The organism is Agrobacterium sp. (assembly GCF_032092815.1).
In the GTDB taxonomy this organism is placed as follows: Bacteria; Pseudomonadota; Alphaproteobacteria; order Rhizobiales; family Rhizobiaceae; genus Agrobacterium.
The window spans coordinates 1-14,896 of sequence record NZ_DAMDBP010000068.1; the positions used below are offsets into that span (position 1 = coordinate 1).

General features: G+C 57.0%; 13 protein-coding genes. 11 read left to right on the forward strand and 2 right to left on the reverse strand.

Going from position 1 to position 14,896, the window contains the following annotated elements:
- On the forward strand, positions 1–295 hold a 295-nt coding region (locus RT613_RS22565; RefSeq protein ID WP_313618611.1), incomplete at its 5' end, for a YbaB/EbfC family nucleoid-associated protein.
- A gap of 8 nt (positions 296–303) precedes the next feature.
- Here the strand turns inward: RT613_RS22565 and RT613_RS22570 are convergent.
- The gene (locus RT613_RS22570; protein WP_313618612.1) at positions 304–918 is read right to left on the reverse strand and encodes an MOSC domain-containing protein; all 615 of its coding nucleotides are present in this window, start codon (positions 916–918) and stop codon (positions 304–306) included.
- 54 nt (positions 919–972) lie between these two features.
- Here RT613_RS22570 and recR point away from each other — a divergent pair, with 54 nt between their 5' ends.
- Together recR and RT613_RS22580 are read left to right on the forward strand one after the other, a co-directional pair.
- Positions 973–1,578: a recombination mediator RecR gene (recR, locus tag RT613_RS22575; protein WP_313618613.1), complete on the forward strand. Its 606-nt coding sequence runs from the start codon at positions 973–975 to the stop codon at positions 1,576–1,578.
- A 91-nt stretch (positions 1,579–1,669) separates the two neighbouring features.
- Positions 1,670–2,938: a lytic murein transglycosylase gene (locus RT613_RS22580; RefSeq protein WP_313618614.1), complete on the forward strand. Its 1,269-nt coding sequence runs from the start codon at positions 1,670–1,672 to the stop codon at positions 2,936–2,938.
- 32 nt (positions 2,939–2,970) lie between these two features.
- Here RT613_RS22580 and RT613_RS22585 read toward each other — a convergent pair whose 3' ends face one another.
- On the reverse strand, positions 2,971–4,599 hold the full coding sequence (locus RT613_RS22585; protein ID WP_313618615.1) for an MFS transporter: 1,629 nt from the start codon (positions 4,597–4,599) through the stop codon (positions 2,971–2,973).
- Positions 4,600–4,858: 259 nt separating this feature from the next.
- On the opposite strand from RT613_RS22585, the gene rimP reads away from it, so the two are divergent.
- The 8 genes from rimP to pnp form a co-directional block, all read left to right on the forward strand.
- Positions 4,859–5,449, forward strand: a complete 591-nt coding sequence (gene rimP / locus RT613_RS22590) for a ribosome maturation factor RimP (protein ID WP_313618616.1) — start codon at positions 4,859–4,861, stop codon at positions 5,447–5,449.
- A gap of 66 nt (positions 5,450–5,515) precedes the next feature.
- A complete protein-coding gene (gene nusA / locus RT613_RS22595) occupies positions 5,516–7,120 on the forward strand; it encodes a transcription termination factor NusA (protein ID WP_313618617.1) in 1,605 nt (534 codons plus the stop codon).
- Positions 7,117–7,806: an RNA-binding protein gene (locus RT613_RS22600; protein WP_313618618.1), complete on the forward strand. Its 690-nt coding sequence runs from the start codon at positions 7,117–7,119 to the stop codon at positions 7,804–7,806. Before nusA ends, RT613_RS22600 begins: the two co-directional genes overlap by 4 nt.
- A gap of 102 nt (positions 7,807–7,908) precedes the next feature.
- Positions 7,909–10,659: a translation initiation factor IF-2 gene (infB, locus tag RT613_RS22605; RefSeq protein ID WP_313618619.1), complete on the forward strand. Its 2,751-nt coding sequence runs from the start codon at positions 7,909–7,911 to the stop codon at positions 10,657–10,659.
- A 75-nt stretch (positions 10,660–10,734) separates the two neighbouring features.
- The gene (gene rbfA / locus RT613_RS22610) at positions 10,735–11,160 is read left to right on the forward strand and encodes a 30S ribosome-binding factor RbfA (RefSeq protein WP_313618620.1); all 426 of its coding nucleotides are present in this window, start codon (positions 10,735–10,737) and stop codon (positions 11,158–11,160) included.
- A 9-nt stretch (positions 11,161–11,169) separates the two neighbouring features.
- The gene (gene truB / locus RT613_RS22615; RefSeq protein WP_313618621.1) at positions 11,170–12,117 is read left to right on the forward strand and encodes a tRNA pseudouridine(55) synthase TruB; all 948 of its coding nucleotides are present in this window, start codon (positions 11,170–11,172) and stop codon (positions 12,115–12,117) included.
- Positions 12,118–12,281: 164 nt separating this feature from the next.
- Positions 12,282–12,551: a 30S ribosomal protein S15 gene (rpsO, locus tag RT613_RS22620; RefSeq protein ID WP_192486981.1), complete on the forward strand. Its 270-nt coding sequence runs from the start codon at positions 12,282–12,284 to the stop codon at positions 12,549–12,551.
- 289 nt (positions 12,552–12,840) lie between these two features.
- Positions 12,841–14,896, forward strand: a 2,056-nt coding sequence (gene pnp, locus RT613_RS22625) for a polyribonucleotide nucleotidyltransferase (protein WP_313618622.1), incomplete at its 3' end; no start/stop codon positions are given.

The following is a 14,896-nucleotide window of genomic DNA, read 5'->3' on the forward strand; positions in this document are numbered from 1 at the left end:
GGTCAAGGAAATGCAGGCCAAGATGGAGAAGGTGCAGGAAGAGATTGCTGCGCTCGAGATCGAAGGCAAATCCGGTGGCGGCCTCGTAACCGTTATTCTCAACGGCAAGGGTGAAATGCTCGGTGTGAAGGTTGATCCTTCGCTGTTCAAGGAAGACGAGGTCGAAATCCTCGAGGACCTGATCGTGGCGGCCCACAAGGATGCCAAGCAGAAGGGCGAAGCCCAGGCACAGGAAAAAATGGCTGGCATTACAGCAGGCCTGCCACTGCCTCCAGGCATGAAGTTCCCGTTCTAAAATCCGTTTCAGCTTTCCAGCATGGCGCGGAAACGATGAGCAAGGGGCGTGTCGAGATAAGCGACGCGCTCTTTTTCTGTCAGGCGCATTGGGCGGAAACGCTGCAGAATAACGGGGATTGGCAGTCTGGTGCCGCCATAGGCGGTAAACGCCACATCCTCACCGGCCTGCATCATTCCGCCCTGCAGCACACGACAATAAAAACCTGGCTGACCTGCATCCCGAAAACGCGGCGCGAAATCCGGATCACCGATGCGGGCAGATAAAGTTGCGCAGGGAATCCGCGCGGCGGTTACTTCCAGCCTGACTTCGGCCATCTCAAGCCGGTCGCCAACATGCAGTTTCGCGCTGTCGATGCCTGAAATGACGAGGTTTTCACCGAAAAAGCCCGGCTCCACGGTAAAGCCCAGCGCCTGCGACCAATAGTCGAGATCGGCAGACCCCATGGCATAGATTGCCTGATCCGGTCCGCCGTGATGTTTGCGATTGCAGACCGCGTCACCAACGATGCCTTGGCCGTCAATCATCACTGGACTGAGGACCGGATGTTTGAAAATGCCGGTTTTTGTCTGTTTTCCCGGCAGGGTCTGTGCATCGGCAAGGCAAATGGCCTGAATTTTCATGGGATGCTTTCGCTCCTGATTCCCGTTGTATCATTTATGCAGTAGAGAAGACGCATGGCAAAACGAGTCACTGGTCCTGAAATTGAAAAACTGATCCAGCTTCTGGCGAAAGTACCGGGGCTTGGTCCGCGTTCTGCGCGTCGTGCAGCGCTTCACCTTATCAAGAAAAAAGAGCAACTGCTTGGTCCTCTTGGTCATGCCATGGGCGAGGCCTATGACAAGGTGAAAATCTGCTCCTGTTGCGGCAATGTGGATACAATGGATCCCTGCACGGTTTGTTCGGACGACCGCCGTGATCATACGGTGATTATCGTGGTGGAAGACGTGTCCGATCTGTGGGCACTTGAGCGCGCCAGCGCCATGAATACGGCTTACCATGTTCTAGGCGGAACACTGTCGCCGCTGGATGGCGTCGGTCCGGAAGACCTCAATATCTCTGGCCTCATCGACCGTGCCAATGGTGACAAGGTTCGCGAAATCATCATCGCGGTGAATGCGACCGTCGAAGGGCAGGCGACAGCCCATTACATCACCGACCGTCTGGCGGGGCTGCCGGTCAAGATCACGCGCCTTGCGCATGGTGTGCCGGTTGGTGGGGAGCTGGATTACCTTGATGAAGGTACGTTGACCGCCGCACTTCGCGCCCGAACCACGATCTGAGCCTGTCGCTCGGCGTACAAAATCGCGTGACCGGGCACATATCTGCCGCAAATGTCCGAAAAGCATCGATGCAGATTTATTGGGAGAGAAAATGAAAACCAGATGGCTTTCCGTCCTTGCTGCAACCGTTTTTCCATTGGTCCTGTCATCGGCTGCGCTTGCGCAGACGGCAAAGCCACCGGCTGCTGCCGCTGCCCGCTATGACGCCGATTTTAATGCATGGCTGAAAAAGGATATTTGGCCGCAAGCCCGCAAGTCTGGTGTGTCCCAGAAAACGCTTGAGCGCACATTGAACGGCATTTCCATCAACTGGCAATTACCTGATCTTGTCATTCCCGGCCAAAAGCCGCCAAAGGAGCAAAGCCAGAGCCAGGCGGAGTTTTCATCGCCGGGTGCCTATTTCTCAGAAAAGCGCCTTCAGGCTCTGGCCTCGACCGGCCGTGGGCTGGCCTCAACCCACGCGTCAACTCTGCGTCGTATTGAGCAGACCTATGGCGTGCCGGCCTCGATCATCGTTGCCGTATGGGGGCGCGAATCAGGCTTCGGACGCGCCAAGCTGCCGCATTCGGTCATCGATGTTCTTGCCACCAAGGCCTATATGTCGACGCGCAAGGACATGTTCCGCAACGAGTTGATCGCAGCGCTTCATATTGTCGATAGTGGCGATGTCGCTGCTGAGCGCATGATGGGGTCATGGGCTGGCGCGCTGGGACAACCGCAATTCATGCCATCCAGCTACCTCGAATATGCCGTTGATTTTGACGGAGACGGTCGCCGCGATATCTGGAATTCGGTGCCCGACAGCCTGGCGTCGATTGCCAACTACCTTGCAAAGAAGGGTTGGCAGCGCAACCGCGACTGGGGTTTTGAAGTCTCGATCCCTGCCAATGTCAGTTGCGCGCAGGAAGGGCCTGATCTGGCAAAACCGGTCAAGCAATGGGCGGCAATGGGCATTACCCGCATCAGCGGCAAGGGCTTTCCTGCCAATGATCTCGATGCCGATGGCATGATGCTGGTACCGGCCGGACGGCATGGCCCGGAATTTCTGGTGACGCCGAACTTCTACACCATCAAGGAATACAACAACTCCGACCTCTATGCGCTGTTCATTGGCAATCTTGCAGACCGCATTGCCTATAATGCCGGTCCGTTCCGTGGCGAATGGGGCCGTGTCGGCAACATGCTGCGCTCTGATGTGCTGGCCATGCAAAAGGCGCTGGTCGCCAAGGGTTATGATGTCGGCAAAGTAGACGGTTTGGCCGGTTTCAAAACCCGTCGCTCTGTGGGTGACTGGCAAGCCAAATCGAACATCGCCCCAACCTGCTTTCCCGACGAAAGCCTGAAAGCCAAACTGCGCTGATCACCAAGCACATACCTGGTTTCAACGGACCATCAATGATGGTCCGTATGGGCCTTGTGGAATATGTCGTCGGTCGGAGGAATGGTCTGGCGCTCGATCATGCGGTGGACACGAGGACGTTTGTCGCCACGATGCAACGTCAACAGCTTGTCCCAGGCCTCGGCATCGGCCTGGGTGCGACGATGGTTGTGCCGTACATATTCCACCCATGTCGGAACATGGTAACTTTCCGTCCAGATGTCAGGGTTCTCAAGGTCACGCATCAAGTTCCAGTTGCGGGCGCCATCACGGATACGGATGCGTCTGCGCTCGGTCATCAGCGCCATGAACTCTGGCAAGTCGGAATCATCGATTTCATAATCGATCAGGATGGCGATAGGACCACTGCGAGGTTTGATATCCAGACGCAGCGACGGTTCGACAAACCGGTTGAGAGGGTCAAGGTTCAGCGAGGCAAAAGCCGGCATTTGCAGGGAATAACCGACGATGACACCAAACAGCATCAGAAGACAGGAAAACTGCAGCGCAAGCGAAACGCCGTGCACTTCTGACAACGCACCCCATACCCAGCTCCCCAGCGCAATGCCGCCGAAGGTCAGGGTCTGGTAAAGCGACAGGGCACGGCCCACCACCCAGCGCGGCGTGGAAAGCTGCACAATGGTGTTGAACAGCGACAGTGCCAGAACCCAACAGGCACCGGACACTGTCAGCACAAGACAGGTCAGGATCGCGCTGGTGCTGATGGCGGTCATGCCGGCGCTGAATGCAAAACCGAGAAAGGCAACGCGCACGATCCATTCGCTCGACATTGCTTCGCGCAGCCGGGCGCTGATCAGCGCACCACCAATCGCACCAAGCCCGAAGGCACCAAGCATCACACCATAGGTCAAGGCGCCGCCGTGTACGAGGTCACGCGCCACAACCGGCATCAGCGCGAGGATCGCACTGGCTGATAGGCCAAACAGAAAACCACGCACCAACACCTTGCCGATATTGGGAGACATCGCCACATAACGCATGCCGGCCGAGATGGCAGGGCCAAGCTGCTCACGCGGCAATTGCGATGTTGGCGCGGGAAGTTTCCACTTCATCAGGGCATAGATCAGCGCAAAATAGCTGAGCGAGTTGACGAGGAAGGCTGCGGCCGCACCAGCTGCGGCGACAATCGCACCGCCGATGGCAGGGCCAACACTGCGGGTAATGTTGAAGCCGACACTGTTGAGTGTCACGGCGGCTGGCAGATCTTCGCGCGGCACCACCTCGCCAACCGAAGCCTGCCAGGACGGATTGTTGAGTGCTGTGCCACAGCCGATCATGAAGGTAAAAAACAACAGCAACCATGGTGTCAGCCAGCCCCACCAGGCAAACACCGTCAACATGACAGAGGCAACCAGCATCAGAAGCTGCGCGGAGATCATGATGCGGCGGCGGTCAAAACTGTCTGCAAGCGCCCCAGATATCAGCGAAAACATCATGATTGGCAGCGAGGTCGAGGCCTGCACCAGTGCGATCATGTTTTCGGAACTGGAAAGCGATGTCATCATCCATGCCGCACCAACGGCCTGGATAAGTCCGCCGAAATTGGAGGCGAGGCTGGCTATCCAGATAGTGCGGTAGGTCTGGTGTCTTAGGGGAGCAAGAGGCGATTTCCGGTCGGGCACGGCCTGTCCAGTAATTTTGGTGTTGATTGTTTTGTGTGAGTATAAACACACAAATTGAGGATGCCACCGTTTCAAGTGCTTAAGCGGTTAAATTGTGACAAATGCCAATATCCACTGCCTTTATGCCGCTGTCCTTGCAATTGCAGGGACGACGGGTTATATGGGGTTCAAATTCTTGATCGCTTGATGAAGGGTGGGGCCGCAAGGCTCCGCTCTTTTTCGTTAAGTGGTCCTAGTAAAACGGACCGGAAAGACGCATATGTCTGAATATATTGCCGAGCCACGGCTTATCACTGAAACAGGAGTTGACCGTCGGATCGCCGAAATCGTCGAGCCTGTTCTGACGGGTATGGGCTTCGTTCTTGTCAGAGTGCGACTTTCCAGCCAGAATGGTTCCACGCTTCAGATTATGGCTGAGCGTCAGGATGGCACGATGAATGTCGAAGACTGCGAAGCGGTTTCGATGGCGGTTTCTCCGGTGCTTGATGTGGAAGACCCGGTTGAAAAGGCGTATCATCTGGAAGTGTCCTCGCCGGGTATCGACAGGCCGCTGGTGCGCAAATCCGATTTCTCGCGCTGGCAGGGGCATCTGGTCAAGGTCGAGACATCGATCCTTGTGGATAATCGCAAGCGGTTCCGCGGCAAGATTGCCGAGGTCGGTGCGGACGGTTTTACAGTAGAGCGTGATCAGATTGGCTATGGCGAAGAGCCGACGGTAGTTATTCCGTTTAATGCACTTTCTGATGCAAAGCTGGTGCTGACCGATGATCTTATTCGGGACGCATTGAAGGCTGACAAGCAGGCGAAAGCGGCTGCAGCCAACCAGAACGAAGAAAACGACGAAGAATAATTCCAACGTAATGCCCTTCAATGAGAGGGCAGCTAACGCAACCATGCGACTTACGGAGACGAACAAATGGCAGTGAGTGCAAACCGGCTTGAGCTTTTGCAGATCGCCGATGCTGTGGCACGCGAAAAGGTCATCGACCGCGAAATCGTGCTCGCCGCGATGGCGGACGCCATCCAGAAAGCTGCCCGCTCGCGTTATGGTTCCGAAACCAACATCCGTGCGGACATCAATTCCAAGACCGGTGAAATCCGTCTTCAGCGCCTTCTCGAAGTTGTCGACAAGGCGGAAGACTATTCCACGCAGATCCCGCTGGAGCTGGCGCGCGACCGCAACCCGGACGCCAAGATCGGCGACTTCATTGCAGATCCGCTGCCGCCAATGGACTTCGGCCGTATCGCTGCACAGTCTGCCAAGCAGGTTATCGTGCAGAAGGTCCGTGAAGCCGAGCGTGATCGTCAGTTCGACGAGTTCAAGGACCGCATCGGCGAGATCGTCAACGGTACCGTCAAGCGCGTTGAATATGGCAACGTGATCGTGGATCTGGGCCGTGGCGAAGGCATCATCCGTCGTGACGAGATGATTCCACGCGAAAACATGCGTTATGGCGACCGCGTTCGCGCCTATGTTTACGACGTTCGTCGTGAACAGCGTGGCCCGCAGATTTTCCTGTCGCGTACCCATCCACAGTTCATGGTCAAGCTCTTCACCATGGAAGTGCCGGAAATTTACGACGGCATCATCCAGATCAAGTCGGTTGCCCGTGACCCGGGTTCGCGCGCCAAGATCGCCGTTATCTCCAGCGACAGCTCGATCGATCCGGTCGGCGCCTGCGTCGGTATGCGTGGTTCGCGCGTTCAGGCCGTTGTTGGCGAACTACAGGGCGAAAAGATCGACATCATTCCATGGAGCCAGGATCCGGCTTCCTTCATCGTCAACGCCTTGCAGCCTGCTGAAGTGGCCAAGGTCGTTCTCGACGAAGATGCAGAGCGTATCGAAGTCGTGGTTCCAGATGAGCAGCTGTCGCTGGCCATCGGTCGCCGTGGTCAGAACGTGCGTCTGGCATCGCAGCTGACCGGCTGGGATATCGACATCATGACGGAGCAGGAAGAATCCGAGCGCCGCCAGAAGGAATTCAACGAGCGCACCAACCTGTTCATGGATGCACTCGACGTTGACGAAATGGTTGGCCAGGTTCTGGCATCCGAAGGCTTCGCACAGGTTGAAGAACTGGCCTATGTCGATCTCGACGAAATCGCTTCTATCGACGGTTTCGACGAAGACACAGCCAATGAAATCCAGACCCGTGCCCGCGAATATCTCGAGCGCGTTGAAGCTGAAATGGATGCAAAGCGCAAGGAACTCGGCGTTTCTGACGAACTGCTTCAGATCGAAGGCCTGACATCGCAGATGATGGTGGCTCTCGGTGAAGACGGTATCAAGACCGTTGAAGACTTTGCCGGCTGCGCTGCTGACGACCTGATCGGTTGGAGCGAGCGTAAGGACGGCGAGACCAAGAAGTTCGAGGGTATCTTCTCGAAGCTCGATGTTTCGCGTGTTGAAGCTGAAAACATGGTTGTTCAGGCTCGTCTGCTCGCTGGCTGGATCACCCAGGAAGACCTGGATGCCCAGCAGCCTGCTGAGGAGGAGGCTGACGCCGCTGAACAGGAATGAGTGGCAAGTTACGCCAGTCGGATGCCGTCATCGAGGATGACGGCTTCGGCGCAATCAACGGTCGCATGTGCATTGTGACCCGAGAGAGCGACTCGCCAGATGATTTGATCCGGTTTGTGGCGGGTCCTGACGGCACTGTCGTCCCGGACATCAAGCGCCAGCTTCCGGGTCGTGGCTGCTGGGTGAAGGCCGAGCGGCAATATATTGAGAAGGCAATCGCGAAAAAGCTTTTCGCGCGCGCTTTCAAAAAGGACGTGAAGGCTGGTCCTGAGCTTGTCGATCTGGTTGACAGGCTTCTGGTTCAGCAGCTTGCCGGAATGATGAACCTGGCCCGCAAGGCCAGCCAGTTCATTACCGGCGCAACAAAGGTCGATGCGGCTGTGCGCTCCGGTGCAGCTCTTGCCGTCTTCCACGCTGCAGATGCGGCACCGGACGGCGTTCGTAAAATAAACCAGGCTCGCAAGGCCTGGCACCTTGGAATGGAAACCGAGGAAGAAATACCGTCCCTTAGGCCGTTCACAGTGGCGGAAATGGACGAGTTGATGGGTCAGAATGCTTTTATCCACGCTTGCGTGCTTGCAGGGCAGGCGGGTGAGGGTGTAGTGAAGCGCGCAAACATGCTCCTAAGGTATCGCGATGGCGGTCAGTCCGGGGCGGAAGGCGGCGCTGGCCGGAATGAAGAATGACGCGGTTATCGGCTAAGGTCGACGCTGTGTTTCGGATACAGGAATTGAACGACGGGGCCTGATGTTTGTCATCCGGCCCGCGTCCGAAGGAACGGGAACGGAATGACCGACAACAACGACGACAAGACACTTAACGCACAGCCCAAGAAGACTCTCACCCTGAAGCCGGGCGGGATGAATCAGGGCACCGTGCGTCAGGACATGGGTCGAGGTCGCACCAACGCGGTTGTGGTGGAAACACGCAAGCGTCGCCCCTTGCGTCCTGAAGACGAAAAGCAGGGTACAGCAGCCGTTGCACCAGCACCAAAGCCGGCAGCGCCAGCGCCTGTTGCTGCGCGTCCGCAGCAGCCAGCCGCACCTGCACCACGCATTCACCAGCCGTCCTCCGGGCAGCAGCCAAACCGTCCAAACCAGCAGCAGAACCGTCCGCAGCAGAGCCAGCCATCGCGCCAGCCTGATCGTCCGCGTGGCAATGTTCTGCATGATCTGTCTGCCGGCGAAATGGAAGCCCGTCGTCGCGCTCTGATGGAAGCCCAGGCCCGTGATGTGGTCGAAGCCAAGCAGCGCGCCGAAGATGAAGCCCGTCGCAAGGTTGAAGAAGAACGCCGCATCGCTGCCGAGCGTGAGGAAGCTGCACGTCGTGCTGCTGAAGAAGCTGCTGCCGCCAAGGCTGCCGCAGAAGCGCAGGCTGCTGCACCTGAAGTCAAGCCACAGCCTGCTGTTCAGCGCACGGCACCTGCTCCGCAGGCAGGCCGTCCAGATGCTCGTCCGCAGGGTACACGTCCTGCTCCGGCCGCACAGGAACCTGCTTCGACTGGCGCACCACGCGTTCGCAGAACCAATGATGACGATGATGATCGCGGCGCACGCCGTGGACCAAGCGGCCTGCCAGCACGTGGCAAGGTAACCGCACCGGTTCCAGCCAAGCCTGCTGCACGTTTGAAGACCGAAGAAGAACGTCGTCGCGGCAAGCTGACCGTTACGGCTGCTGGTCTCGACGAAGACGGTTCGCAGCGCGGTCGTTCGCTGGCTTCGATGCGCCGTCGTCAGGAAAAGTTCCGCCGCAGCCAGATGCAGGAAACGCGCGAGAAGATTTCCCGCGAAGTCGTTCTGCCTGAAACCATCACCATTCAGGAACTCTCTCAGCGTATGTCCGAACGGGCCGTTGACGTGATCAAGTACCTGATGAAGGAAGGTCAGATGATGAAGCCGGGCGACGTCATCGACGCCGATCTGGCTGAACTGATCGCTGGCGAATTCGGCCACACCGTCAAGCGTGTTTCGGAATCGGACGTTGAAGAAGGTATCTTCAACATAGCCGATGACGAGGGCGAAATGATGCCACGTCCGCCGGTCGTTACCATCATGGGTCACGTTGACCACGGTAAGACCTCGCTGCTCGACGCGATCCGCAAGGCAAACGTTGTTGCTGGCGAAGCCGGTGGTATTACGCAGCATATCGGTGCTTACCAGGTTGAACAGAACGGCCAGAAGATCACCTTCATCGACACCCCCGGTCACGCCGCGTTTACCGCGATGCGTGCACGTGGTGCACAGGCAACCGACATTGCCATTCTGGTGGTCGCTGCCGATGACAGCGTGATGCCGCAGACGATTGAATCGATCAACCACGCGAAAGCGGCTGGTGTGCCGATCATCGTTGCGATCAACAAGATCGATAAGCACGAGGCAAACCCTGAAAAGGTTCGCCAGCAGCTCCTGCAGCATGAAGTGTTCGTGGAATCCATGGGCGGTGAAGTGCTTGACGTCGAAGTGTCTGCCAAGAAGCAACTTGGTCTCGATAAGCTGCTGGAAGCAATCCTGCTGCAGGCCGAAATTCTCGACCTGAAGGCCGACCCAAGTCGTACGGCTGAAGGTACCGTTATCGAAGCCGAACTTGACCGTGGCCGTGGTGCCGTGGCTACCGTTCTGGTTCAGAAGGGTACGTTGAAGCCTGGTCAGATCATTGTGGCTGGCGACCAGTGGGGCCGTGTTCGCGCTCTCGTCAACGACAAGGGCGATCACGTCAAGGAAGCTGGTCCTGCCATGCCGGTCGAGATCCTCGGCCTGTCCGGTACGCCATCGGCTGGTGACCGTTTCGCGGTTGTTGAGAACGAAAGCCGTGCTCGTGAAATCTCCGAGTATCGTCAGCGTCTGGCACGCGACAAGGCTGTTGCCCGTCAGACGGGTCAGCGCGGTTCGCTGGAACAGATGATGACCCAGCTTCAGAACACCGGCATGAAAGAATTCCCGCTCGTCATCAAGGCAGACGTGCAGGGTTCGGTCGAAGCGATCATTGCATCGCTCGAGAAGCTGGGCACCGACGAAGTTCGGGCACGTATCGTTCATTCGGGCGCTGGCGCGATCACGGAATCGGATATCTCGCTCGCCGAGGCATCCAACGCTGCGATCATCGGCTTCAACGTTCGTGCGAATGCTCAGGCCCGTACGGCTTCCGAGCGCGCTGGTATCGAAATCCGCTACTACAACATCATCTACGATCTGGTGGATGACGTGAAGGCGGCAATGTCCGGTCTGCTTTCGCCAGAGCGTCGCGAGACGTTCCTCGGCAACGCCGAAATTCTGGAAGTCTTCAACATCACCAAGGTCGGCAAGGTTGCCGGTTGCCGTGTCGTCGAAGGCAAGGTCGAACGTGGCGCTGGTGTTCGTCTGGTTCGCGACAACGTCGTTATCCACGAAGGCAAGCTCAAGACGCTCAAGCGCTTCAAGGACGAAGTCAGCGAAGTGCCTGTCGGCCAGGAGTGCGGTATGGCCTTCGAAAACTACGAAGACATCCGTGCAGGCGACACGATCGAGTGCTTCCGCGTCGAGCATATCACCAGAACGCTCTAAGTTCGCGGCTCGAAACGATAGAAAATGTGACGGGCGCCGGTTAGTCGGCGCTCGCTCCGTTTGAGGCTAATAAAAATGGTAAAAGCAACATCTTCCGCCCCATCACAGCGCATGTTGCGCGTTGGTGAACAGGTGCGCGCTGCAATCACCCAGGTTTTGCAAAGGGGTGAAGTCCGTGACGATCTCCTGGAAAAGACCGTCGTGTCGATCTCCGAAGTGCGCATGTCTCCGGATCTGAAAATAGCGACCGCCTATGTGACGCCGCTTGGCGTTGCGGATCACACCCAGACGATTGACGCATTGAACCGGCATGCGAAGTACATTCGTGGTCGGCTTGGCCCGCAATTGCGCCAGATGAAATACATGCCGGAACTGCGTTTCCGGGATGATACGAGTTTCGATAATTACAAGAAGATCGATGCGCTGTTGCGCTCGCCGGAAGTCAGCCGTGATCTTGGAGCGTCTGCAGGCAAAGTCTCCGAAGAAAAAGACGAAGAATAGAAATACGGCATGTCCAAACAGCGTAAACCACAACACCGCAAGCCCAAGGGTCGTCCGATCTCTGGCTGGCTCATCCTCGACAAGCCGCTGGATTTCGGCTCGACCGAGGCCGTTTCCAAAATCAAGTGGCTGTTCAATGCCCAGAAGGCAGGCCATGCGGGAACGCTTGATCCCTTGGCCTCCGGCATGTTGCCGATTGCACTGGGTGATGCCACCAAGACCGTGCCTTACGTCATGGACGGCCGCAAGATCTATGAATTCACGGTTACCTGGGGCGAAGAACGCACGACAGACGACCTTGAAGGCGGAGTCGTCAACAGCTCCGAGGCGCGGCCGCAAGAACAGGCAATCCGTGATCTGCTGGCAAAATACACCGGCACCATCCTGCAGACGCCGCCACAGTTTTCGGCTATCAAGATTGCCGGTGAACGCGCTTACGATCTGGCGCGCGATGGTGAAACCGTCGAAATCCCGGCGCGCGAAGTCGAAATCTATCGTCTGAGCCTGCTGGCTGTCACCGACAACAACATGGCGCATTTTGAAGTGGAATGCGGCAAGGGCACCTATGTTCGTGCGCTGGCACGCGACATGGGCCGCGACCTCGGCTGTTATGGTCACATTTCCGAACTGCGCCGCACGATGGTTGCGCCGTTCGGTGAAGATGTCATGGTGCCGCTTGCCAAACTCATCGAATTCGAGGCTATCGAGGATCGTGACGAGCGGCTGGCTGCACTTGATGCTTTCCTGATCGATACAGCGGAAGCTTTATCTGCGCTGCCACAGCTGGTGATCAGCGACGATCAGGCCCATCGTTTGAAAATGGGCAATCCCATTTTGCTGCGCGGGCGTGATGCGCCAACCGACCATCCCGAAGCCTACGCCATGGCACGTGGCAAGTTGATCGCCATCGGCGAAATTGGCCAGGGTGAGTTCCGCCCCAAAAGGGTGTTTGGATAAGACGTTGAATGAGGGGCGAGCAATCGCCCCTTTTCTTTGTGGTACAGATGGTTTATAGGCAGCCCCAGCTAAAGCTTAGCCTTTTGCTAATGAATGGCCAGAGCTGGACGACATCCCGGCTCTAGGCGTCCCGATTTTCCTTAACTCATAGAAAGGATCGTACGATGTCGATTACTGCAGAGCGCAAAGCCGCCCTTATCAAGGAATACGCAACTGTCGAAGGCGACACAGGTTCGCCAGAAGTTCAGGTCGCTATTCTGACCGAGCGGATCAACAATCTGACGGAACACTTCAAGGGTCACAAGAAGGACAACCACTCCCGTCGTGGCCTTCTGACCATGGTTTCGAGCCGCCGTTCGCTTCTTGATTATCTCAAGAAGAAAGACGAAGCCCGTTACACAAAGCTGATCACAGCTCTTGGTGTGCGCCGCTAAAAAAATTCCGGCGGGTCATCGGTTCGATGCCCGCCGGTTTTTCTATCCGGTCTAAATACCGGACGATGCCCCCCGAATGCGTTATCAAGCAGGCCGGGGAACAGGAAGATGGGCCGGATGGGCCGGTACCGTCTAAACAACCGATGACCTGTCATGGGGCAGGATTGCCGGATGCTTTTGCAACACCATCTGTGTTGCAGCGATCAAAAAGCTTCCAGTTGTCTTGCCCGTGATGTGTCGAAGCTGAGAAGGTCGAGAGATCTTTAGCAGCGACAGTTAAGGACAAGATATGTTCAAACAACACTCCGTGGAAATCGAATGGGCAGGCCGTCCGCTCAAGCTCGAGACAGGCAAGGTTGCCCGTCAGGCTGACGGCGCCGTCATCGCAACCTACGGCGAGACCATGGTTCTCGCGACGGTCGTTTCCGCCAAGGCTCCGAAGCCTGGCCAGGACTTTTTCCCACTGACCGTCAACTACCAGGAAAAGACCTACGCTGCCGGTAAAATTCCAGGTGGTTATTTCAAGCGCGAAGGCCGTCCAAGCGAAAACGAAACCCTCGTTTCGCGTCTGATCGACCGTCCGATCCGCCCGCTCTTCCCTGAAGGCTACAAGAACGACACCCAGGTTGTCGTGATCGTTATCCAGCACGATCTGGAAAACAATCCGGACATTCTGTCGATGGTCGCAACGTCTGCTGCGCTGACACTTTCTGGCGTTCCTTTCATGGGCCCAATCGGTGGCGCGCGCGTTGGTTACATCAACGGCGAATATGTTCTGAACCCACATCTCGACGAAATGGACGAGTCGGTTCTCGATCTGGTTGTTGCCGGTACGCAGGACGCAGTTCTGATGGTTGAGTCCGAAGCAAAGGAACTCAACGAAGAGATCATGCTCGGCGCCGTCATGTTCGGCCACAAGGGCTTCCAGCCAGTTATCGACGCCATCATCAAGCTGGCTGAAGTTGCTGCCAAGGAACCACGCGAATTCGAACCGGAAGATTTCTCCGCGCTCGAAACAGAAATGCTCGGCCTTGCCGAAGCAGAACTGCGCACCGCTTACAAGATCACTGAAAAGGCTGCACGTTACGCTGCTGTCGACGCAGTGAAGGCAAAGGTCAAGGCGCACTTCCTGCCGGAAGAAGGCGAAGCAAAGTACACAGCCGAAGAAATTGGCGCAGTGTTCAAGCACCTGCAGGCCAAGATCGTTCGCTGGAACGTTCTCGACACCAAGAGCCGTATCGACGGTCGCGACCTGTCCACGGTTCGTCCGATCATTTCGGAAGTTGGCCTTCTGCCACGTACCCACGGTTCGGCGCTGTTCACACGCGGCGAAACGCAGGCGATCGTTGTTGCCACACTCGGCACTGGCGAAGACGAGCAGTATGTTGACAGCCTGACCGGCATGTACAAGGAACGCTTCCTGCTGCACTACAACTTCCCTCCCTACTCGGTTGGTGAAACAGGCCGCATGGGTTCCCCAGGTCGCCGCGAAATCGGTCACGGCAAGCTGGCATGGCGCGCAATCCGCCCAATGCTGCCAACCGCTGAGCAGTTCCCGTACACACTGCGCGTTGTTTCCGAGATCACCGAGTCCAACGGCTCGTCCTCGATGGCAACCGTTTGCGGTACATCGCTTGCTCTGATGGACGCTGGTGTGCCATTGGCCAAGCCAGTTGCTGGTATCGCCATGGGCCTTATCCTTGAAGGTGACCGTTTTGCGGTTCTCTCCGACATCCTCGGCGACGAAGATCACCTCGGCGATATGGACTTCAAGGTTGCCGGTACTGCAGACGGTATCACCTCGCTCCAGATGGACATCAAGATCGCCGGTATCACCGAAGAGATCATGAAGGTTGCTCTTGAGCAGGCTCAGGGCGGTCGCAAGCACATTCTCGGCGAGATGGCCAACGCCATTACTGAAAGCCGTGGCCAGCTTGGCGAATTTGCTCCACGCATCGAAGTGATGAACATTCCGGTCGACAAGATCCGTGAAGTTATCGGTTCGGGCGGCAAGGTCATTCGCGAAATCGTCGAAAAGACCGGCGCGAAGATCAACATCGAAGATGACGGCACCGTCAAGATCGCTTCGTCTTCCGGCAAGGAAATCGAAGCTGCCCGCAAGTGGATCCACTCCATCGTTGCTGAGCCGGAAGTTGGCGTAATCTACGAAGGCACTGTCGTCAAGACAGCTGACTTCGGCGCGTTCGTAAACTTCTTCGGCGCACGTGACGGTCTGGTTCACATCTCGCAGCTCGCTTCCGAGCGCGTTGCCAAGACCTCTGACGTCGTCAAGGAAGGCGACAAGGTCTGGGTCAAGCTGATGGGCTTTGACGAGCGTGGCAAGG